Annotated in this window: 21 protein-coding genes; 19 read left to right on the plus strand and 2 right to left on the minus strand. The window is 68.7% G+C overall.

Translation table 11 applies throughout. The features are described 5' to 3' along the window. Positions 1 to 60 precede the first annotated feature (60 nt). The 17 genes from QM693_RS27595 (at position 61) to QM693_RS27675 (ending at position 16618) form a co-directional block, all read left to right on the plus strand. Complete coding sequence (locus tag QM693_RS27595; RefSeq protein WP_283353888.1) at positions 61 to 1101, plus strand: ABC transporter permease; 1041 nt, start codon at positions 61 to 63, stop codon at positions 1099 to 1101. Then, entirely contained in the window at positions 1098 to 1808 is a 711-nt protein-coding gene (locus tag QM693_RS27600) for an ABC transporter ATP-binding protein (RefSeq protein WP_283353889.1), read from the plus strand. The genes QM693_RS27595 and QM693_RS27600 overlap by 4 nt, the downstream gene beginning before the upstream one ends. Before the next feature lie 129 nt (positions 1809 to 1937). Continuing rightward, positions 1938 to 3320: an MFS transporter gene (locus tag QM693_RS27605; RefSeq protein ID WP_317569642.1), complete on the plus strand. Its 1383-nt coding sequence runs from the start codon at positions 1938 to 1940 to the stop codon at positions 3318 to 3320. Further along, on the plus strand, positions 3317 to 4825 hold the full coding sequence (locus QM693_RS27610; protein ID WP_283353890.1) for an aldehyde dehydrogenase: 1509 nt from the start codon (positions 3317 to 3319) through the stop codon (positions 4823 to 4825). The genes QM693_RS27605 and QM693_RS27610 overlap by 4 nt, the downstream gene beginning before the upstream one ends. A 215-nt stretch (positions 4826 to 5040) precedes the next feature. Beyond that, positions 5041 to 5970, plus strand: a complete 930-nt coding sequence (locus QM693_RS27615) for a VOC family protein (RefSeq protein WP_005254764.1) — start codon at positions 5041 to 5043, stop codon at positions 5968 to 5970. Beyond that, entirely contained in the window at positions 5967 to 6749 is a 783-nt protein-coding gene (locus tag QM693_RS27620) for an alpha/beta fold hydrolase (RefSeq protein WP_283353891.1), read from the plus strand. The genes QM693_RS27615 and QM693_RS27620 overlap by 4 nt, the downstream gene beginning before the upstream one ends. Before the next feature lie 14 nt (positions 6750 to 6763). Further along, entirely contained in the window at positions 6764 to 7270 is a 507-nt protein-coding gene (locus tag QM693_RS27625) for a cupin domain-containing protein (protein WP_005248926.1), read from the plus strand. Between the two features lie 2 nt (positions 7271 to 7272). Continuing rightward, a complete protein-coding gene (locus tag QM693_RS27630) occupies positions 7273 to 8022 on the plus strand; it encodes a 3-oxoacyl-ACP reductase family protein (protein WP_283353892.1) in 750 nt (249 codons plus the stop codon). Positions 8023 to 8038: 16 nt separating this feature from the next. After that, positions 8039 to 8821 carry an SDR family oxidoreductase gene (locus QM693_RS27635; RefSeq protein ID WP_283353893.1) on the plus strand — a complete coding sequence of 261 codons (783 nt, stop codon included), beginning with the start codon at positions 8039 to 8041 and terminating at the stop codon, positions 8819 to 8821. Then, positions 8814 to 10481: a thiamine pyrophosphate-binding protein gene (locus QM693_RS27640; RefSeq protein WP_283353894.1), complete on the plus strand. Its 1668-nt coding sequence runs from the start codon at positions 8814 to 8816 to the stop codon at positions 10479 to 10481. The genes QM693_RS27635 and QM693_RS27640 overlap by 8 nt, the downstream gene beginning before the upstream one ends. After that, positions 10478 to 11608: an FAD-dependent monooxygenase gene (locus QM693_RS27645; RefSeq protein WP_283353895.1), complete on the plus strand. Its 1131-nt coding sequence runs from the start codon at positions 10478 to 10480 to the stop codon at positions 11606 to 11608. Before QM693_RS27640 ends, QM693_RS27645 begins: the two co-directional genes overlap by 4 nt. Further along, entirely contained in the window at positions 11609 to 12757 is a 1149-nt protein-coding gene (locus tag QM693_RS27650) for an MBL fold metallo-hydrolase (RefSeq protein WP_283353896.1), read from the plus strand. 88 nt (positions 12758 to 12845) lie between these two features. Next, on the plus strand, positions 12846 to 13580 hold the full coding sequence (locus tag QM693_RS27655; RefSeq protein WP_280781934.1) for an oxygen-binding di-iron domain-containing protein: 735 nt from the start codon (positions 12846 to 12848) through the stop codon (positions 13578 to 13580). Between the two features lie 110 nt (positions 13581 to 13690). After that, entirely contained in the window at positions 13691 to 14650 is a 960-nt protein-coding gene (locus QM693_RS27660) for a PDR/VanB family oxidoreductase (RefSeq protein WP_280781933.1), read from the plus strand. 12 nt (positions 14651 to 14662) lie between these two features. After that, positions 14663 to 14875 carry a recombinase-like helix-turn-helix domain-containing protein gene (locus QM693_RS27665; protein WP_005248918.1) on the plus strand — a complete coding sequence of 71 codons (213 nt, stop codon included), beginning with the start codon at positions 14663 to 14665 and terminating at the stop codon, positions 14873 to 14875. 1 nt (position 14876) lies between these two features. Beyond that, positions 14877 to 15908, plus strand: coding sequence for a Rieske 2Fe-2S domain-containing protein (locus QM693_RS27670; RefSeq protein WP_009477073.1), 1032 nt, complete (start codon positions 14877 to 14879; stop codon positions 15906 to 15908). A 20-nt stretch (positions 15909 to 15928) separates the two neighbouring features. Beyond that, entirely contained in the window at positions 15929 to 16618 is a 690-nt protein-coding gene (locus tag QM693_RS27675) for a TetR/AcrR family transcriptional regulator (protein WP_348539636.1), read from the plus strand. 9 nt (positions 16619 to 16627) lie between these two features. Here QM693_RS27675 and QM693_RS27680 read toward each other — a convergent pair whose 3' ends face one another. Next, on the minus strand, positions 16628 to 17188 hold the full coding sequence (locus QM693_RS27680) for a MarR family winged helix-turn-helix transcriptional regulator (RefSeq protein WP_192817853.1): 561 nt from the start codon (positions 17186 to 17188) through the stop codon (positions 16628 to 16630). Positions 17189 to 17296: 108 nt separating this feature from the next. Then, positions 17297 to 17662, minus strand: a complete 366-nt coding sequence (locus QM693_RS27685) for a RidA family protein (protein ID WP_009477076.1) — start codon at positions 17660 to 17662, stop codon at positions 17297 to 17299. 105 nt (positions 17663 to 17767) lie between these two features. Between QM693_RS27685 and QM693_RS27690 the strand changes: the two genes are divergently transcribed. Both QM693_RS27690 and QM693_RS27695 read left to right on the plus strand, forming a co-directional pair. Beyond that, a complete protein-coding gene (locus tag QM693_RS27690; RefSeq protein ID WP_283353897.1) occupies positions 17768 to 18418 on the plus strand; it encodes a UdgX family uracil-DNA binding protein in 651 nt (216 codons plus the stop codon). Positions 18419 to 18470: 52 nt separating this feature from the next. Then, on the plus strand, positions 18471 to 19400 hold the full coding sequence (locus QM693_RS27695; protein ID WP_283332592.1) for an NADP-dependent oxidoreductase: 930 nt from the start codon (positions 18471 to 18473) through the stop codon (positions 19398 to 19400). The last annotated feature ends 39 nt before the right edge of the window (positions 19401 to 19439 follow it).

Below are 19439 nucleotides of genomic sequence, written 5' to 3' on the forward strand. Positions count from 1 at the left end.
TGAGGGCCGCCCCGGCCCGCATCGACTGCGGCGTCGGTCGTGATCTGGAGAGGACCACCTGTGTTCGTCGCATCGAGAGACCTGCGTGCCGCGCGTGGTCGCTTCGCGCTGATATCCGTCGTCGTGGTGCTGATAGCGCTGCTCGTCACGTTTCTCAGCGGCCTCACGGCCGGACTGCGTCATCAGAACGTGTCCGTCGTGGAACGCATCGACGCGGAGTCGGTGGTCTTCGCCGCCTCCGACGACGGTCCGTGGTTCGACGAGTCCGTGCTGACGTCCGAGCAGGTGGCCGTCTGGCGGCGGAGCGCCGACTCGGTGCAGCCGATCGGCGTCGGACGAGGCTCGGCGTCGGCAGTAGGAGGTCCGGCGAAGGGGGTGGCACTGGTCGGCGCGGACGGCGGTGTGGGCGACCGTGCACCGTCCGCGCCGGGAACCGTGATCCTCGGGGCCGGCGCGGCGCGATCCCTCGGCGTCGGCGCCGGCGACCGTCTCACCGTCGGCGACGTCACCTTCGCGGTGACCGCAGTCCGCGGCGACGACTGGTACGGCCACAGCCCGGCCGTGTGGATGACGCTCGCCGACTGGCAGCACGCGAACCCGCGTGGGGGTGCGGCGACGGTGCTCGCGGTGGCCGGCGGGGACGACGCCACGAACGCCGTCGCGGGGACGACCTCCCGAAGTGTGGCCGACTCCTTCTCCGCCATCGGCTCCTATACCTCCGAGAACGGGTCACTGACGTTGATGACGGTGATGCTGTTCGCGATCTCCGCGCTGGTGATCGGCGCGTTCTTCACGGTCTGGACCCTCCAGCGGACCCCCGATGTCGCGACGTTGAAGGCGCTCGGCGCGTCCACCGGGTCGCTCGTGCGGGACGCGCTCGGGCAGGCGCTCGTCGTCCTGCTCGCCGGCGTGGGTGTCGGTGTCGGGACGGCAGCGGTGGCCGGGTCGATGATCGGCGACGCCGTGCCGTTCGTGCTCGACATCTCCATCACTGTCCTGCCCGCCACCGCCCTCGTCGGGCTGGGCCTCCTCGGCGCCGCGTTCGCGCTCCGCTTCCTGTTCACCACCGACCCCCTCACCGCCCTCGGGAGCACACGATGACCACCCCCGCCCTCATCCTCGACGACGTCACCCTCACCTACCCCGACGGCGCGGGACGCGTCACCGCCCTCGACTCGGTGTCGCTGACCCTCGGCCGGGGTGAGATCGCCGCGATCACCGGTCCGTCCGGTTCCGGAAAGTCGACGCTTCTCGCGGTGGCGTCGACGCTGATCCGGCCCGACTCGGGCTCCGTCCGGTTGGGCACCACCGAACTCACCGCGCTGAGCCGGCGGGAGGCGTCCACGCTGCGCCGCGACCGGATCGGCATCGTGTTCCAGCAGTCCAATCTGGTGTCGTCGTTGACGGCCCTCGAACAACTGGAGGTGATGGCGCATCTCGGGCAGCGGATGTCCGTGCCGCGGCGGGCCGGGCGCGCGAAGGCTCGCGACCTGCTCGACGCCGTCGGCCTCGCTGACCACGCCGGGAAGCGGCCCGCGCAGTTGTCGGGTGGGCAGCGGCAGCGGGTCAACCTGGCCCGGGCGCTGATGAACGATCCGTCGCTGCTGGTCGTCGACGAGCCGACCAGCGCGCTCGACCAGGAACGGGGCGCCGCGATCATGGATCTGATCCTCGGTGTGGTGCGAGAGCGCGAGGTCGCGACGCTGCTCGTGACACACGACCGCACGCATCTGTGCAGAATGGATGCAGTCCACCGCGTAGTCGACGGCTCTCTCACCCGTGAGCACTTGTTAACCGCGGAAGGTTAAGAAGTACGCACAGGTGTGAATAACATGTTTCTTCCAAAGTCAAGGGTTGACGTTTCTCATGTGCGTGAGATTACATCTTAGCGGTAAGCCTTTAAGGGCTTAAGTAAACGCCTCGACCCGACCCTGAGGATGCTCATGACGACGGTATCGCCCGCCATGGCTGCCACAGCTGAGATGATCAGCGCCCGACTCGAACGCCTGCCGATGAGCAGGTGGCACATCAAGGCCCGCGTCATCGTCGGCGCCGTCACGTTCTTCGACGGCTTCGACCAGCTGATGATCGCGTACTCTCTCCCCGTTCTCATCCCCAAGTGGGGTCTGACCCCCGGCGACATCGCCTGGGTGATCGCCATCGGCGGCATCGGCATGCTCGTCGGCGCCCTCGCCGGCGGCTGGTTCGCCGACCGCGTCGGCCGGCTCAACGTCATCATCTTCTCGCTCGCGCTCTACGCCGTGATGAGCCTCGGCATGGCGTTCACCGACAGCCTGATGCTCTTCCTCGTCTTCCGATTCGTGCAGGGTATCGGCCTCGGCGCCGAGGTCCCGGTCGCAGCGAGTTACATCGGCGAGATCACCAAAGCCCACAAGCGCGGACGATTCGTGCTGCTCTACGAGGTGATCTTCCCGATCGGGCTCGTGATGTCGGCGATCGTGTCGGCGTGGGTGGTCCCGAACTACGGCTACAAGATCCTGTTCGCGCTCGGCGCGCTGCCCGTCGTGCTCCTGCCGCTGCTGTGGAAGCTGCCCGAGTCGCCGCGCTGGCTCGCGTCCCGTGGCCGCCACGAGGATGCGCACAACGCCATGACCCGCATCGAGAACGAGATCACCGGCAAGTACGGCAAGACGCTCCCGGCCCCGCAGCCGCTGCCCGCCGTCGCCGTCGACACCCGCCGCGGAACGTTCGCGGAGGCCTTCCGGGGTATCTACCTGCGTCGCACGCTGATGCTTGCGGCGATCTGGGGCTGCGCCTACTTCGTCAACTACGGCATCGCGTCCTGGCTGCCGACGCTGTACCGATCCGCATTCGACGTCAGCGTCGACACCGCCCTGCACTACAGCATCGTCACCAGCGTCGCCGGCCTGATCGGCTGCATCCTCGTCGCGTTCCTCATCGACAACCTCGGTCGCCGCATCTGCATCACCGCGTCGATGGTCCTGTGCTCGTCGCTGCTCTTCCTGCTCGCCGCCTCCGGCGCCGACACCGCGACGAAGGTCCTGTTCTGGTCGGCCGGATCCGCGCTGTTCGTCTTCGCCGTCAACATGGCGCTCTACGTCTACACCGCGGAGCTGTACCCGACCCGGATGCGAGCCATCGGCTGCGCGATCGGCGGAGCGAGCGGACGCCTCGGCATCATCGTCGGTCCCCTCGCCGTCGGCGCCATCCTCGACGGGGGCGGCACACTCACCGTCGTCTTCGGAATGTTCGCCGCGGTCGCAATGATCGGTGCCCTCGTGGTCGGCTTCTTCGCCGTCGAAACCCGCGAAAAGACTCTCGAGGAGATCTCCCAGTGACCGTTCTCGACACCGCACCACAGACACTGCCGTTCGTCCCGGTCGCCGACCGGATCCTGGTCGCCGGGCAGTGGCGGCAGGCGAACGGACCCGCGTTCGCGGTCACGGACCCGTCGACCGGCGAAACCCTGCAGGTGATCCACCAGGCCACCGCCGACGACGCCGACGAGGCGGTCCGGAAGGGCCGCGCCGCCGCCGACGACCCGGCGTGGCGCGCGCTGCTCCCGCACCAGCGGGCGAAGTACCTGCACCGCATCGCCGACGCGATCGAGGCGAACACGTCCCGGCTGGCGCTGCTGCAGAGCTACAACACCGGCAAGACGGTCGCCGAGACCACCGCACTCGTCGGCAGCGCGGCGGGCACGTTCCGCTACTTCGCCGCCGTCCTCGAAACCGCGGACGACGACCTCACCACCCCGCGCGGCAACTTCCTCACGATGAGCGTTCTCGAGCCCATCGGCGTGGTCGGCGCCATCGCACCGTGGAACTCGCCGGTGGCCAGCGACGCGCAGAAGATCGCGCCCGCGCTGGCGGCAGGCAACGCCGTCGTCCTCAAGCCCGCCGAGTGGACGCCGCTGGTGTCGCTGGAACTGGCGCGGCTCATCGACCAAACACAACTGCCTGCCGGACTGCTGTCGGTGCTGCCGGGCAAGGGCTCGGTGGTCGGCGACGCCATCGTCACCCACCCCGGTGTCGGGAAGGTGACGTTCACCGGCGGCACCAACACCGGACGGTCCATCGCGCACGCGGCAGCCGACAAGCTGATGCCCGTGTCGCTCGAACTCGGCGGCAAGTCGCCGACGATCGTGCTGGACGACGCGGACCTCGACGCCGCCGTGAACGGCGTCATGTACGGGATCTTCTCGTCCACCGGGCAGAGCTGCATCGCCGGATCCCGGCTGTTCGTCGACCGCCGCATCTACGACGAATTCCTCGAGAAGCTGGTGGCCAAGACGCAGCGACTGCGACTCGGGCCCGGCCGCGACCCCGACACCCAGGTCGGGCCGATGGTCCACCGCAAGCACCGCGACAGCGTCGCCGCATACGTCGACCTCGCTCGCGAAGAGGGCGGACGAGTGTTGTGCGGCGGGGCGATCCCCGACGACGAACGGCTCCGCGACGGCGCGTACTACCTGCCGACGATCATCGACGGGCTCCCCAACAATTCGCGCACCTGCCAGGAGGAGATCTTCGGACCCGTCCTCGTGGTCCTGCCGTTCGACGGCGACGCGGATCTGGTTGCACAGGCCAATGATTCGGTATTCGGTCTGGCATCAGGAATCTGGACGCGCGACTACCGTCGCGCGTGGAAACTCGCCCGCCGCCTCCAGGCCGGCACCGTGTGGATCAACACCTACAAGCAGTTCAGCATCTCGACGCCGTTCGGTGGCGTCAAGGAGAGCGGACTCGGGGTGGAGAAGGGGCGCAGCGGTATCGCCGCCTACTCGCGGCAGAAGAGCATCTACTGGGGCCTCGACGAGGAACCCAATCCGTGGGCTGATTGAGCGACCCGCTCGTGGGCTGATTGAGCGACCCGCTCGTGGGCTGACTGAAGCTTGCTCGCCGAATGTCACACGGGTTCCGCCTGACTGAACCGCTGTCACATCGGCCCACGGGGAAGCTGAAGTAGTAGGTCGTCCGGAAAGAAATTCCCGTCAGCTCTGTACGACCTATTACTTTAGCGCTAAGATATTGAGACCTAAGTAACTGGAGGCATGCGATGAACCAACCCATAGCCCGGCTACGGTGCCTGCGCTCCGTCGAACTGCGCACACAGGCCAGCATCGAATCCACCGACTTCTACTCGGAGGTGTGGGGACTGCGCGTGGTCGAGCAGGGCACGGACGGTGCCTGGCTGCGGGGAACCGGTGAGCACCACCACGCGCTGCAACTCACCCAGGCCGAGCGGAACGGCCTCGGCCGCATCACGTTCGCCGTCGCCACGCCGGCCGAGGTCGACGAGGCCGCCCGCCGACTCGAACTCCGCGGCGTCCCGATCGTCAGCGGCCCGGGGCCGGTGGACGATCTCGGCGGCGGCTACGGCGTCAGCCTGGTCGACCCCGAGGGCCGCGTCGTCGAACTGCTCGCCGACGCACTCGCGGTCCCGAAGCTCGGCCGCGAGGACGCCGTCCCGGTGGGCGTCACGCACGTCGTCCTCAACACCGTCGACATCGACGCCGCGGTGACGTTCTACTGCGACGTCCTGGGCATGCGGGTCTCCGACTGGTCCGAGCACCAGATGGCGTTCCTGCGCTGCAACACCGACCATCACAGCATCGCGTTCAACCAGGCCGAGTGGACGTCGGTGAATCACGTTGCCTACGAGATGCCCACCGTCGACCACTTCATGCGCGGCATCGGCCGGTTGCGTCACCACGGCACCGTGCCGCTGTGGGGTCCGGGCAAGCACGGCCCCGGCGACAACACGTTCTCCTATTTCGCCGACCCGGCAGGGCTGGTGTGCGAGTACACGTCCGGCATCGCGCAGGTCGACGAGGACCGGTGGCTGTGCAAGGTCTGGCGCCGGGTTCCCGAACTCTCCGACCTGTGGGGCACCGCGGGCCCGCCGTCCAAGCAGGTCCGCGACCACATGGCCGGCATCCCCGACCCCGGTGCGTTCGAGCGGTTCGACCTCGGGCGGGCGTCGTGACGCACGTCGTCGAATCCGGTTCCGGCCCCGCGCTGCTCATGCTGCACGGGATCGGGGGCGGCGCAGACAGTTTCGCGCCGCAGTTCGACGAACTGTCGTCGTCGCTGCGACTGCTGGCCTGGGACGCTCCCGGTTACGGCCGCAGCGAGGACCCGGGCCGTCCGTTCGACCTCGACGACTACGCCGACGCCGCCGCCGACGTGATCCGCGACCGTTGCGGTGACGCGGGAGCGCACGTCCTGGGGATGTCGTGGGGCGGCGTGATCGCCACCCGGCTGGCGCTGCGCCACCCCGGGCTCGTGCGGAGTCTGCTGCTCGGCAGTTCCACCGTCGGCTCGGGAGCGGACGGCGACGCCGCCGGCCGGATGCGCGCCCGGGCCGCGACGCTCGAGCAGGAAGGCGCGGAAGCCTTTGCCGCCGAACGGGCCCCGCGGCTGCTGTCCGGAACCGCCGGTGACGAACTGACCGCGAAGGCCACGGCGATCATGGCGTCGTCGATCCGGCTGCCCGGCTACGGGTACGCCGCGGAGTCGATGGCGGCCACCGATCACACGGCCGATCTGCCGAAGATCGACATCCCCACGCTCGTCCTCGGCGGAGACGAGGACAGGGTGACCGGGGTTCCGGCGAGTCAGGTTCTCGCAGGCGGAATTCCGGGTGCCGTGTTCGTCACCATCCGGGGTGCCGGACACCTCGCGAACCAGGAGCGGCCGGAGGCTTTCAACGCCTGGGTCGAATCCTTCATCCACATCACCGAACGCCTACGCAACCACCTCTAGAGAAGGAGCACGACATGACACTCGAATACGGCACCGCCGATCTGAAGGAATTCACCGACTCGCTGATCCTCACCCGTGGCTCCCGCCACGAGGACTGGGACACCCTGGGTTTCCAGGCCAAGGCCGGCGACCAGTTCAAGCGCGCGCAGATCCGCTACGTCGGCTCCGGCGCGACGGGTAACCACGAGAACGACAACCGCACCATCGTCTCGCGCGGATTCACGTTCTCCAACATGCTGCTTCCCCCCGGCGCCGAGGGCCCGGAGCACACCCACCACGACGCCGAGGAAGCCTTCTTCGTGCTCGAGGGCGAGGTGGAGGTCGGTGTTCACCGCGACGGCCAGGTGGAGAAGCGCACCCTCGGTTACCGCGACATGATCGTCGTCCCGGCCGGAGTTCCGCGCAGCCTGAAGAACAACGGCGACAAGGACGCTCTGTTCTGCGTCATCATCGGCGCGCAGAAGCCGCAGATCCCGACGTACCCCGAGACGTCGGCCATGCACGGCGTGACGCGGGACTGACCGTGAATCTCGACGGCCGCAGCATTCTCGTCACCGGGGCGGGGCGGGGTCTCGGACTCACCCTGGCCCGCCGGCTCGGCGAGGACGGCGCCACCCTGTGGCTCGCCGACATCCGCGAGGACTGGGGCGAGGACGCGGCGGCGAGCCTGCGCGCCGACGGCGTCAAGGCACAGTTCGTCCGGGTCGATCTCCGCGACGCGGAGTCCGTCGACGCGATGGCGGCCACCGTCACCTCCGGTGGTCCGCTGTACGGCCTCGTCAACAACGCGGCCCTCGCGGACGGCGTGGGCGGCAAACCGATTCACGAACTCGACATCGACGAGTGGGACCGGGTGCTGGGCGTCAACCTGCGCGGCACGTTCCTCGTGAGCAGGGCGATCATTCCCTCCATCATCGGGAACGGAGGCGGACGAGTCGTCACCATCGGCTCCGACGCCGCCCTGTACGGTTCGCCGCGCCTCGCGCACTACATCGCCTCCAAGGGCGGGGTGGCCGCGCTGACCCGCGCCATGTCCCGTGACCTCGGCCCGCACGGCATCACCGTCAACACCGTCTCACCCGGTCTGACCGAAAGCGAATCGGCGCAGAAGGTTCCGGAGCACCGGCACGAGCTGTACCGCCTCAATCGCGCGCTCGAGCGGCCACAGCAGCCGTCGGACCTCGTCGGCGCCGTCGCGTTCCTGATGGGACCCGAGGCCTCGTACATCACCGGCCAGCAACTCGTCGTCAACGGCGGATTCGTCCTGCACTAGAGAAGGGGACCACGTCGTGGACCTGCAACTGAAAGACCGCACCCACCTGGTGACGGGCGGAAGCTCGGGAGTCGGGCTCGCCACCGTCGCGATGCTGCTCGAGGAGGGTGCCAACGTCGTCACCTGTGCGCGCGACCGCGACCGGCTCGACTCCGTGATCGCGCCGCTGCCCGGCAGTGACCGCGTCCTCACCGCGTCCTGCGACGTCCGGGACCCGGCCGCGGTCGCCGCGCTGGTCGACGCCGGTGTCGCCCGATTCGGCGGCCTCGACGGTCTGGTCAACAACGCAGGCAAGTCCCGCATGGTCCCGCGCGGCGAGGCGACCCTCGACGACTGGCGCGACGAACTCGACCTCAAGTTCTCCAGCGTCCTCAACACCGTCGAGGCCGCCCTGCCGCTGCTGCGCAAGTCCGACGCCGCGTCCATCGTCAACATCTCGGCGGTGCTCGCACGTCAGCCCGAGCCGCGGCTGGTCACCACCAGCGCCGCCCGGGCCGGGCTGCTGAACCTCAGCAAGTCGCTGTCGCTCGAACTCGCTGCCGACGGCATCCGCGTCAACTCGGTGTCGCTCGGACTGGTCGACACCGGCCAGTGGCGGCGCCGCTACGAAGAGTCCGGCACCGACGCCACATTCGCCGAATGGGAGGCGGAGATCGCCCAGGACCGCGGTATCGGCCTCGGCCGGTTCGGCCGCGCCGACGAGGTGGCCGCCATGATCGTGACCCTGCTGTCTCCACGCTCGTCCTACGTGACGGGCACCAGCCTCGACGTCTGCGGAGGCGTCGCGCGCTATGTCTGAGAGGAACACCATGTCTGCACGAAATGACAAGCAGGTGGGTAATGGGGGCGACCTGCTCGTCCAGGTGCTGCGCGAGGCCGGTGTCGACACCGTCTTCGGTATCGTGAGCGTCCACAACCAGCCCCTGGTGCAGGCGGTGAGCAAGCACCTGCGGTTCGTGCCGGTCCGGCACGAGGCCACTGCGGTCAGCGCCGCCGACGGGTACGCCCGCGCCACCGGCGGCCTCGGTTGCGCTCTCACGAGTACCGGCACCGGTGCCGGCAACGCGGCCGGTTCGCTGATCGAATCGCTCAGTGCCGGAACGTCGGTGCTGCACGTGACGGGCAACGTCGAGAGCCGCTACCTCGGCTCGGGTCGCGGTTTCATCCACGAGACCAAGGATCAGCTGGGGATGCTGACGGCGACGTCGAAGCATGCCGCCACGATCCTCGACACCGACGGCGCCGGAAAGGTGTTGCGGGAAGGCGTCGCTGCCGCGCTCGCCGCGCCTGGAGGCCCGTCGAGCATCGAATGGCCCATCGACCTCCAGTACGCGGAACACGTCATCGACGTGGTCGGACCGGTGTCGGAGTCGCCGCGCACACCGGACGTCGACGAGTTGGCCGTCGCCTTCGCTCTGCTGCAGTCGGCGGAACGTCCGGTGATCTGGGCTGGCGGCGGTGTCGCCACGGCCGGTGCCGAGCTGACCGAAGTGGTGGAGCAGTGGGGAGTCCCGTTGCTCACCAGCAACTCCGGGCGCGGCGCCGTGCCCGAGGACCATCCGCTGTGCATCGGCAACTACGGCAACACCCCCGTGGGGCGCGAACTCCTCCAGGATGCCGACCTGCTGCTGTCGCTGGGTACCCACTTCCGGTCCAACGAGACCGGCGACTACTCCATGCCCGTTCCTGCCGTGCACGTGCAGGTCGATATCGACGCGGCCGCGATCGGACGCGTCTACCCGGCGCAGGCCGGGGTCACCGCCGACATCGCGACGTTCCTCCGGCAGCTGTCGGGCCTGACGCCCGTCGACGCCGCCTGGACCGAACGTGCCCGCACCACCCGCGAACTCGTCCGCAGCAAGCAGCGCGCCGGACTCGGCGATCACGCGGTGCTGTGCGACGCCGTGCGTGCCGCGTTCCCGCAGGATTCCGTGATCGCCCGCGACGTCACCATTGCGTCGAGTTCCTGGGGCAACCGGCTGCTGCCGATGTTCGACCCCACGTCCAACGTCTTCCCTCGCGGCGGCGGCATCGGGCAGGGCCTGGGCATGGCCATCGGTTCCGCACTGGCCGACGAGACCCGGCCCACCCTGGCGCTCGTCGGCGACGGCGGCCTGGCCGTCCACTTCGGTGAGATCCTGACCATGGCGCAGGAGAAGCCGTGGCTGGTGCTGCTCGTGTTCAACGACGGCGGCTACGGCGTGCTGCGCAACATGCAGAAGGGCGGCGGCGAAGACACCTACGCCGTCGACCTCGTCACCCCCGACTTCCCGTTGCTGGCGCAGTCCATCGGCGTGCCGTACCTGCGGATCGGTGGCGCCGGCGAGGCCCACGAGGTGCTCGCGGACGCCGTGTCGAGGCAGGCGCCGGTGATCGTCGAGGTCGATCTCGCCGCCTACGGCGACATGCCGGCACCGTTCACGCCGCCCGTCACGGTCCCCGGAAAGGCTGCACAGTGACCACGGTCGCCGTCTGCGGCGGCGGCATCGGCGGACTGGCGACGGCGATAGCCCTCCGCAAGTTCGGTCTCGACGTCACGGTCTACGAGCAGACGAGGCAGTTCGCCCGCGTCGGCGCCGACATCAACCTCACCCCCAACGCGGTCCGGGCTCTCGACGGACTCGGCATCGGCCCGGCGATCCGCGAATCGGCCGCCCGCCCGCAGTTCCGGATCAGCCGCACGTGGGACACGGGGGCCGAAACGTCCCGGCTGCCGATGGGCGACAGCGCGGAACAGCAGTACGGCGCACCGCAGTTGACCATGCACCGGGGCGACCTCATGACCGCGCTCGAGAACCGGCTGCCGTCGGGTGTCGTCGAAATGGGTCGCCGGGTCAGCGGCGTGGCCGACGGCCGCATCGAGTTCACCGACGGCAGTGGGGTTTCCGCAGACGTGATCGTCGGCGCCGACGGGATCCACTCCGCGGTCCGGACGTCGCTGCTGGGGCGGGAACAGCCGACGTTCACCGGGGTCGTGGCGTTCCGCGCCGTCGTCCCCACCGAACGCGTCGGCGACCTGCCGAACCTCGACTGCTTCACCAAATGGTGGGGGCCGGATTCGTCGACGCAGATCGTGACGTTCCCCCTCAACCAGGGCAAGGACATCTTCGTCTTCGCCACCTGCGGTCAGGAGGAGTGGACCGAGGAATCGTGGACCACACCGGGATCCGTCACCGAACTTCGTGAGCTGTACCGCGACTTCCACCCCGAGGCACGAGCCCTCCTCGACGCCTGCGACGACGTCCTGAAATCGGCTCTCTACGTGCGCGACCCGCTGGCGTCGTGGACCGACGGGCGGTCCGTGCTCCTCGGCGACGCGGCACATCCGATGATGCCGTTCATGGCGCAGGGCGCCGGCATGGCAGTCGAAGACGCCGTCGTCCTGTCCCGCTGCCTCAGCCTGTTCGACGACCCCGCAGTCGCGCTGCAGACCTACCAGGAGACGCGACTGCAGCGGACGTCACGCATCCAGCGGGGCTCCCGGTCCAACGAATGGCTGAAGGTCGCGGGCAACGGCGACTGGGTCTACGAATACGACGCCTGGCAGGTGCCGCTGGAGTTGGCCGCCGCCCGCACGGACGCCTGAATGGAAACCGTCGGCGGACAAGCTCTGTCGAGGCGGCGGGCGCTGGCCCTGCTGGGGTCCGCCGCCACTGCTATCGCCGCGACGAGCTGCGCGTCTCACACCGCGGACGCGCAGCCGAGTGGCGCGACGCCACCGGACGCCTACGAGTTGTCCGGTGACGTCGACGGTTACGCGACGACGCTGATTCTGCTCGGCACGGCGGCCGGTCCCATCGCCGTGCCGGGGCGGAGCGGCACGTCCAGTGTGCTCGTCGTCGGCGACAGACCGTATCTGATCGACGCGGGTCCCTGGTCGAGCCGAAAGCTGATCCAGGCTGGTATCGCCGCGGATTCGCTCGGTGGCGTCTTCGTCACGCACATGCACAGCGATCACATCGCCGACCTGTTCAACGTCTTCTGGCTGCCCGGCGGGACACCGTCCTACACGTTCCGCAACGTGGTGCCGGTGTACGGCCCCGGCTCGGCGGGCAGACTGTCGGCACCGCGCGGCGGCCAGAGTATTCCGATCCAGAGTCCGGCGTCGCCGACACCCGGACTCACCGATCTGTTCGCGGGTGTACTCGACGCATTCGCCTACGACATCAACATTCGCAACGTCGAAAAGGGCGCCCAGTCCGACTACGGACAGCGGTTGTCGCTGCACGACGTACTGCCACCGGAGTCGGCGGGTGCGTCCGCCGACAACACGGCGCCGGAGATGGAACCGTTCCCGGTGTTCGAAGACGACCGGGTCCGGGTCACCGCGACGCTGGTTCCGCACGGCCCCGTCTATCCCTCGCTGGCGTACCGGTTCGACACGGAGGACGGTGCGGTCACGTTCTCCGGCGACACCGCGAAATCGGCGAATGTCGTCCGGCTCGCCCGAGGATCCGACATCCTCGTCCACGAGGTGATCGACGTCGACTTCTACGCGCAGACTTCGGGTCCCGCACTGGTCGAGCACATGATTCAGGCGCACACCACCGCGCAGGACGTCGGGCGCGTCGCCACGGACGCGGATGTCCGTCAGGTGGTGCTCTCCCACATCGGGCCGGGCGACCCCCGGCAGGTCACCGACGACCAGTGGGAACGAGGCGTGAAGTCCACGTTCGCCGGCACCGTGACCGTCGGACACGATCTCGTCCGGATCGGCGTCGGGCAGCGGCGGTAGCGCCATCTCGGACCGCCAGGATCTTGCGCGCCGCCGCTGTCCCGAGAAGGCTTGTCCTCACGACACCGTGACGTGATCGGAGCCAGGGATGGACACCACGATTACCGAGATCGCTCCCGACATCTACCGGTTGTCCACGTATCTGGACGAGCCCAACCTGATCATGAACCAGTTCCTCGTCGACGGTGAGGAACCGCTGCTGTTCCACACCGGTCAGCGTGCGCTGTTCCCGTCCGTGTCCGCGGCGGTCGGCCGGCTGATTCCTCTCGACAGACTGCGGTGGATCACGTTCGGGCACGTGGAGGCCGACGAGTGCGGTGCGATGAACTCGTGGCTGGCGGCCGCGCCGAACGCCGAGGTCGCGCACGGGGCGATGGGTTGCTTCGTGCAGGTCAACGACCTCGCCGATCGCATGCCGCGTCCCCTGCAGTACGGCGACGTGATGGAGACGGGCACCAGGCGGGTCCGTCATCTCGACACCCCGCACGTTCCGCACGGGTGGGACGCCGGGCTGGTTTTCGAGGAGACGACGCAGACGCTGTTCTGCGGCGACCTGTTCACCGCGTTCGGGCATCATCCGCCTGCCACGGAGGAGGAGATCGTCGGCCCGGCCATCGCGGCGGAGGACATGGGGAACGCGACGTGCCTGTCACCGGCGCTCGGCCCCACGATCCGGGGACTCGCCGATCTGGAACCCCTGCTGCTGGCGCCGATGCATGCGCCGGTGTTCACCGGTGACTGCGTGCAGGCTCTGCACGACCTCGCACAGGCATACGAGGAGCGGCTCGCGGCCGAGACCGTGCGGTACCGCGAAACGGAGTAGCCCGGCCTGTACTCGACGAATTTCCCCTCAACTGTGGCGCACGATACATCTTAGTGCTAAATTATTGAGCACTAAGGAACTATGCCTTCGGTTGAGCCTGGGAGTGAGCGATGACAACAGACGCAGACACCGTCCCCATGATGGTGCGTCAGATGCGGGTCGAGTCCTCGGGCGTGGTGTCGCTTCGCCTCGAACGACAAGACGGCGGCGCGGTCGACCGGTGGACGCCGGGCGCCCACCTGGACCTGCACCTGAACCGCGGGACCATCCGTCAGTACTCCCTCTGCGGAGACCCCGACGACAAGACCGGGTACCGCGTCGCGATCCTCCACGAGGTGACCGGCCGAGGCGGTTCCCGGCACGTCCACGAGACGCTGCGGCCCGGCGACAGCCTGTCGGTGAGCGCACCCCGCAACAATTTCGAACTCCTGCCCTCGCCGCGCTACGTGTTCATCGCCGGCGGCATCGGCATCACACCGATCCTCACGATGATCGGTGAAGCCGAACGCATGGGCGCCGAATGGGAACTGCACTACGGCGGCCGTGCCCGCGCGTCGATGGCGTTCCTCGACGAACTGTCCGGATACGGCGACCGCGTGCACGTCGTCACCGAGGAGGCCGACGGCATCCTCGACCTCGCCGGCATCCTCGGCGCCGCCCGTGAGGAGACGCTCGTCTACGCCTGCGGCCCCGAGGGTCTGCTCGGCGCGGTCGAGGGGTACACCGATTCCTGGCCGGACGGCGCGATCCGGCTCGAGCGGTTCAAGGCGAAGGAGATCCCCGCCGACACCCTCGCCGGCGACCGTCCCGTCCGCGTGATCTGCGAACGATCCGGCATCTCGGCCACCGTCGCCCCCGACCGGACCATCCTCGACACCCTCGAGGAATCCGGCGTCGACGTCCCCAACTCCTGCCGCGAAGGCATCTGCGGGACGTGCGAAACCCGCGTCCTCGCCGGCACCCCCGACCACCGCGACTCCCTGCTCTCCAGCTCCGAGCAGGAGTCCGGCACCACCATCATGATCTGCGTTTCCCGCGCCCGCTCCGACGAGCTCGTGCTGGATCTCTAGAAGGGAAGAACCATGAGCCTGTATCTGCAACCACGCCAGTCCGGCACGGCACCCACCCCGTACGAACGGAAGCTGGCCGGTGCGATCGAAGAGGTCTTCGGCACCGGTGTGCACCACCTCGAAGGCCTGGTGAAGGGTTTGAACGCCCTCGGCATCCACAGTCCCGGCGGCGACGCCTGGACCACCGACACTTTCACGGACGAGATCCGACGGATGGGGGCCTGACATGGTGAACCGACTGCACAAGGCGGCACTGACCGGCGACGAGATCTTCGCGACCGGGATGCGTGACCAGTGGCACGCGGTGTGCCCGTCCGACTTCGTCGCGCGCGGCGACATGAAGAAGGTGCGGCGCCTCGGCGAGGACTGGCTGCTGTTCCGTCAGTCCGACGGCACCCTCCGCATGCTCGCCGACCGCTGCCCGCACCGCGGCGCCCCGCTGTCGCAGGGTCAGCACCTCGGCGATCGCGTCGCCTGCCAGTACCACGGCGTGCAGGTCGACGGCGGCGGCACCGTCGTCTCCGTCCCCGGAATGCCCGGCTGCAACCTCGAGGGCAAGCGGCTGGTGACCAGCCTCCCCGTGCGGGAGGTGGCCGGCGCCGTGCTCGCCTGGTTCGGCACCGACCCCGACGCCGAGCCCGCGCCCCTCGAACTCCCCGAGCGACTCACCGACGACGGCATCTCGAACTTCCTCTGCTACGCGGAGTGGAAGGCGCCGTGGCGGTTCACGCTGGAGAACCTGCTCGACCCGATGCACGGAGCGTTCCTGCACCGCGAATCGCATTCGATGTTCGGCGGCGAGACGTCCGCGAAGTTCCGGATCCGCGAAACCGATCGCGGGTTCTTCTTCGAGAAGACCGACCAGCGGGGCGTGAACTTCGACTGGGTCGAATTCTGCCGGACCGGCATCGACTGGGTGGACCTCGAGATTCCCTACCCGCCGACCGCGGGCCCGGGTGGCTCGTTCGGCATCGTCGGCATGGGAACGCCGATCGACGCCGAGACCACCGCGGTGTTCTTCTGGCGGTACCGCCGTGTCGAGGGCTGGGAACGCGACGTCTGGCGGTTCCTGTACCGCACCAAGCTCGAGGAGCGGCACTGGGTGGTGCTCGAGCAGGACCGCGCCATGCTCGAGGCGATGGCATTCGACGCGGACCAGGCAGAGAACCTGTACCAGCACGACCTCGGCGTCATCCGGCTCCGCCGGCTCTACCGGGCTCAGGCCGAAGCCCAGGCGAAGGCACTTCAGGAGGCGTAGGGTCGCCCGGGTTGACGTGAATGAAATGTCAACTAAGAATGTGTGACGGCCGACACGTCGGGCGCCGGCCGGGGTACGAGGAGGCGCGAGCGGTGCTTACGAACGGTGACGATCGAGGTCGGCTCGCGTTGGTCGAGGCGGCGGGGCGGTGCTTCGCCGAGCTCGGATACGAGCGCACCACCGAGGCGGTCATCGCCGCTGCCGCCGGAGTGTCGCAGGCCGAATTCTCCGCCCGGTTCGCATCCCGGGACGACGCGTTCCGTGCCGTCGCCGCCGCGGTGTTCGACACGTTCGTCGAGGCTCAGCGCATCCCGGTCCCGCCGGACGCGGACCCGCGCACCGTCCTGCGCGCGGCCACCGCGGCGTTCATCGAGACCGTCTACAGCAGCGGCCGCCTGTTCACGATGATCGAGGACCGCGCCGCCGTCGACCCAGTGATCGGGGAACAGCTCGAGGCGGCCCACAACCGGATCCTCGGCCGGTACATCCGGTTCATCGAACGGCTCAACCAGGCCGGGATCGCGACGCCGTGCGCCGAACCCGCCCAGCTCGCCCGCAAGCTGTCCGAGGCGCAGTGGACGGGTGCGGCGCGCCTGATCGGTGCATCGCAGGACGAGCAGCGACGTTTCATCGTGGAGATGACGGCGGCGTCCGAACGGTTCATCGGATTCGGTGAGGTCGCCGACCTGACCGCCCGCGCGGCCAGCTGAGTCCTCCGCTCAGGCGGTGGGGGCCTGGTTCTCGACGATCGAGTGCTCGAGCTTGCGGAGCAATTCGGCCAACGCCGCCTGATCGTCCTGCGACATCCCGCTGAGGATCTGCGACTCGTTGGCGAAGTGGGCCTCCGCGACCTTCTCGATCACCCGCAAGCCCTCGTCGGTGAGTTGCGCGTGCACGATGCGGCGGTCCTCGGCGTCACGCTCCCGCTGCACCAGTCCCGCCTTCTCCAGGCGGTCGACGCGCAGTGTGACTCCGCCGGTGGTGACGAGGGCGGATTCCGCCAGCTGTCCGGACGTCATCCGGTACGGCGGACCCGAACGTCGGAGGGCGGCCAGAACGTCGAACGACGCCATGTTGATGCCGTGCTCCTCGAACACGGCGGCAAGGGACGTCTGGTACCGCAGATACGAACGGTGCAGGCGGCCCAGCACTTTCAGCGGACTCACATCCAGGTCGGGCCACTGGTGGGCCCACTGGTCGACGATGTCGTCGACGGCATCGCGATCTGGAACGGGGCGTTGCGTCACCGGGCGCACCTCCTGGATCCTCGAGGGTCTCATCTGTTTAGTACCAAGATATCGAACGAGCATAGGTGACGGCGACGCGCCGCGGGTCCCCGTCGATTCCTCGGAACGGGGACCCGCGGCGCTGCCGGGCAGGGTGCGCTGTCAGCGTCCCTCGACCGCCGCGACGGCGTCGATCTCGGCGATGGCGCCGTAGGGGAGGCTGCTGACCTCCAGGAAGGTGCGCGCGGGACGCGGCTCGTCGAAGATGCGCTCGAACTGGCGGTTCGCCTCCTCGCGCAACGACAGGTCGGTGACGTAGTAGGTGAGCTTGACGACGTCCTTCAGCTGTCCGCCGACGGTGGCGAGGCGATCGACCATGCGGTCGACGGCGGCGTCGAGCGCCTCGGTGCGGCCGGGGACGGCGGTGCCCTCGGCATCGACGGACAGTGCGCCGGAGACGAACGCGAGTCCGCCCGCGACCACGGCCGGGCTGTAGGGGTGGTGGGCGGTGACTTCGGTGAGGGACATGGAGGCTCGCTTTCTCGGTGGGCTTCTCCGGTGATTATATCTTAGCGCTAAACTAATTGACAGGGTTGCGCGAATGAAGCTCCGCCCGACGGGTACTCGACGCCCATGTCCCGAGCCACGAAGCCCTCGGCCGCACCGTTCGTGCCGGACACCGTCGACCTCGACGCGCTGTCCCGCGCGGCGGACGGGTGCCACGGCTGCGATCTGTACCGCGACGCCGAGCAGACCGTCTTCGGCGCGGGCAGGCGATCCGCACGGATGATGCTCGTCGGCGAACAACCCGGCGATCAGGAAGACCGCGTCGGTGAACCGTTCGTCGGTCCGGCAGGAAAACTCCTGAACAAGGCGCTCGACGCGGCGGGCATCGACCGGGACCTCACCTACGTCACCAACGCGGTCAAGCACTTCAAGTTCGTCCCCGCCGAACGCGGCAAGCGTCGAATCCACAAGAAGCCGAACCGCACCGAGATCGTCGCGTGCCGGCCGTGGCTGATCGCCGAACTGGCGGCGGTCCAGCCCGACGTCCTCGTGTGCCTCGGGGCCACCGCCGCGCAGGCGTTGCTCGGCCCGTCGTTCCGCCTCACCGAACACCGCGGGGAGCTGCTGCACCTCGACGGCGAGGTCGACGTCGACGTGGATCCGGACGTCTTCGTGACGATCCACCCGTCCGCCGTGCTCCGCGGACCTTCGGAGGATCGGGACGACGCGTTCGGCGCCCTCGTCGCCGATCTGAAGAAGGCCGCCGCAGCCCTGTGATCAACCAGCCGAATCTCTGGCGCGACGGACCGCCGAGGACGAGATTGTTGGCATGACGAATTCCAACCCGAAGCAGACCATGAAGGCAGTCTCCTACTCGTCCTACGGTGGTCCCGAGGTGCTCGAGACCCACGACGTGCCCGTCCCCGAACCCACCGGCAACCAGGTACGCCTCGTCATCCGGGCCGCCGGCGTGAACCCCATCGACTGGAAGCTGCGGTCGGGGTCGATGGCCGAGGTGATGTCGGTGCAGTTCCCGAAGATCCCGGGCAGTGAAGTCGCCGGCGTGGTCGACGCGGTCGGTCCGGACGCGACCGGCGTGGTGGTGGGTGACGAGGTGTTCGGCTGGTCCGACACCGGCGGCTACGCCGAATACGCGCTCGCCTCGATCGTCGTGCCGAAGCCGCAAGGGTTGAGCTGGACGGACGCCGCCACCATCCCCGTCGCCGGCGAGGCAGCCACCCGTGGACTGCGGCTCCTGAAGCTGAAATCCGGTGAGACGTTGCTGGTGAACGGCGCATCGGGGGCGGTGGGAACCCTTGCGGCGCAACTGGCGCTGGATTCGGGTGTCACCGTGATCGGCACCGCGAGCGAGAAGCACCACGACGCGCTGCGGGAGCTGGGCGTGAACCCCACGACGTACGGCGAGGGGCTGGCGGGCCGGGTCCGCGAACTGGCCCCGAACGGTGTCGACGCCGTCCTCGACGTCGGCTTCGGCGGGCTCGAGGCGGCGATGGACCTGCGCGGGGGCACCGACCGGATCGTGACGCTGTCGGACGGTGCCGCGTTCGGGCTGGGAATCACGTTCTCGTCCGGCAACGCCGGCGACCGGAACGCGGAGACACTGCGCCGGCTGGGCGCCCTCGCCGCGGACGGGAAACTGTCCCTCCCACCCGCCCGCACGTTCCCGCTGACCGACGCCGCCGACGCGCAGCGCGCCGGCGAGAAGGGCGGCAGCCGCGGAAAGATCCTCTTGCGCTGACGCGCCCGTGAGTACTTATTAACCGCCGCACGTTAATAA

This window comes from Rhodococcus sp. IEGM 1305, from assembly GCF_030058635.1.
Lineage (GTDB): Bacteria > Actinomycetota > Actinomycetes > Mycobacteriales > Mycobacteriaceae > Rhodococcus_F > Rhodococcus_F opacus_D.

Coding starts and splice junctions, on each gene's coding strand:
- QM693_RS27600 (WP_283353889.1), top strand. CDS start 1,098: ATGACCACCCCCGCCCTCATCCTCGACGACGTCACCCTCACCTACCCC.
- QM693_RS27605 (WP_317569642.1), top strand. CDS start 1,938: ATGCTCATGACGACGGTATCGCCCGCCATGGCTGCCACAGCTGAGATG.
- QM693_RS27615 (WP_005254764.1), top strand. CDS start 5,041: ATGAACCAACCCATAGCCCGGCTACGGTGCCTGCGCTCCGTCGAACTG.
- QM693_RS27625 (WP_005248926.1), top strand. CDS start 6,764: ATGACACTCGAATACGGCACCGCCGATCTGAAGGAATTCACCGACTCG.
- QM693_RS27640 (WP_283353894.1), top strand. CDS start 8,814: ATGTCTGAGAGGAACACCATGTCTGCACGAAATGACAAGCAGGTGGGT.
- QM693_RS27650 (WP_283353896.1), top strand. CDS start 11,609: ATGGAAACCGTCGGCGGACAAGCTCTGTCGAGGCGGCGGGCGCTGGCC.
- QM693_RS27655 (WP_280781934.1), top strand. CDS start 12,846: ATGGACACCACGATTACCGAGATCGCTCCCGACATCTACCGGTTGTCC.
- QM693_RS27660 (WP_280781933.1), top strand. CDS start 13,691: ATGACAACAGACGCAGACACCGTCCCCATGATGGTGCGTCAGATGCGG.
- QM693_RS27665 (WP_005248918.1), top strand. CDS start 14,663: ATGAGCCTGTATCTGCAACCACGCCAGTCCGGCACGGCACCCACCCCG.
- QM693_RS27670 (WP_009477073.1), top strand. CDS start 14,877: ATGGTGAACCGACTGCACAAGGCGGCACTGACCGGCGACGAGATCTTC.
- QM693_RS27675 (WP_348539636.1), top strand. CDS start 15,929: ATGAAATGTCAACTAAGAATGTGTGACGGCCGACACGTCGGGCGCCGG.
- QM693_RS27680 (WP_192817853.1), bottom strand. CDS start 17,188: ATGAGACCCTCGAGGATCCAGGAGGTGCGCCCGGTGACGCAACGCCCC.
- QM693_RS27685 (WP_009477076.1), bottom strand. CDS start 17,662: ATGTCCCTCACCGAAGTCACCGCCCACCACCCCTACAGCCCGGCCGTG.
- QM693_RS27690 (WP_283353897.1), top strand. CDS start 17,768: ATGTCCCGAGCCACGAAGCCCTCGGCCGCACCGTTCGTGCCGGACACC.
- QM693_RS27695 (WP_283332592.1), top strand. CDS start 18,471: ATGACGAATTCCAACCCGAAGCAGACCATGAAGGCAGTCTCCTACTCG.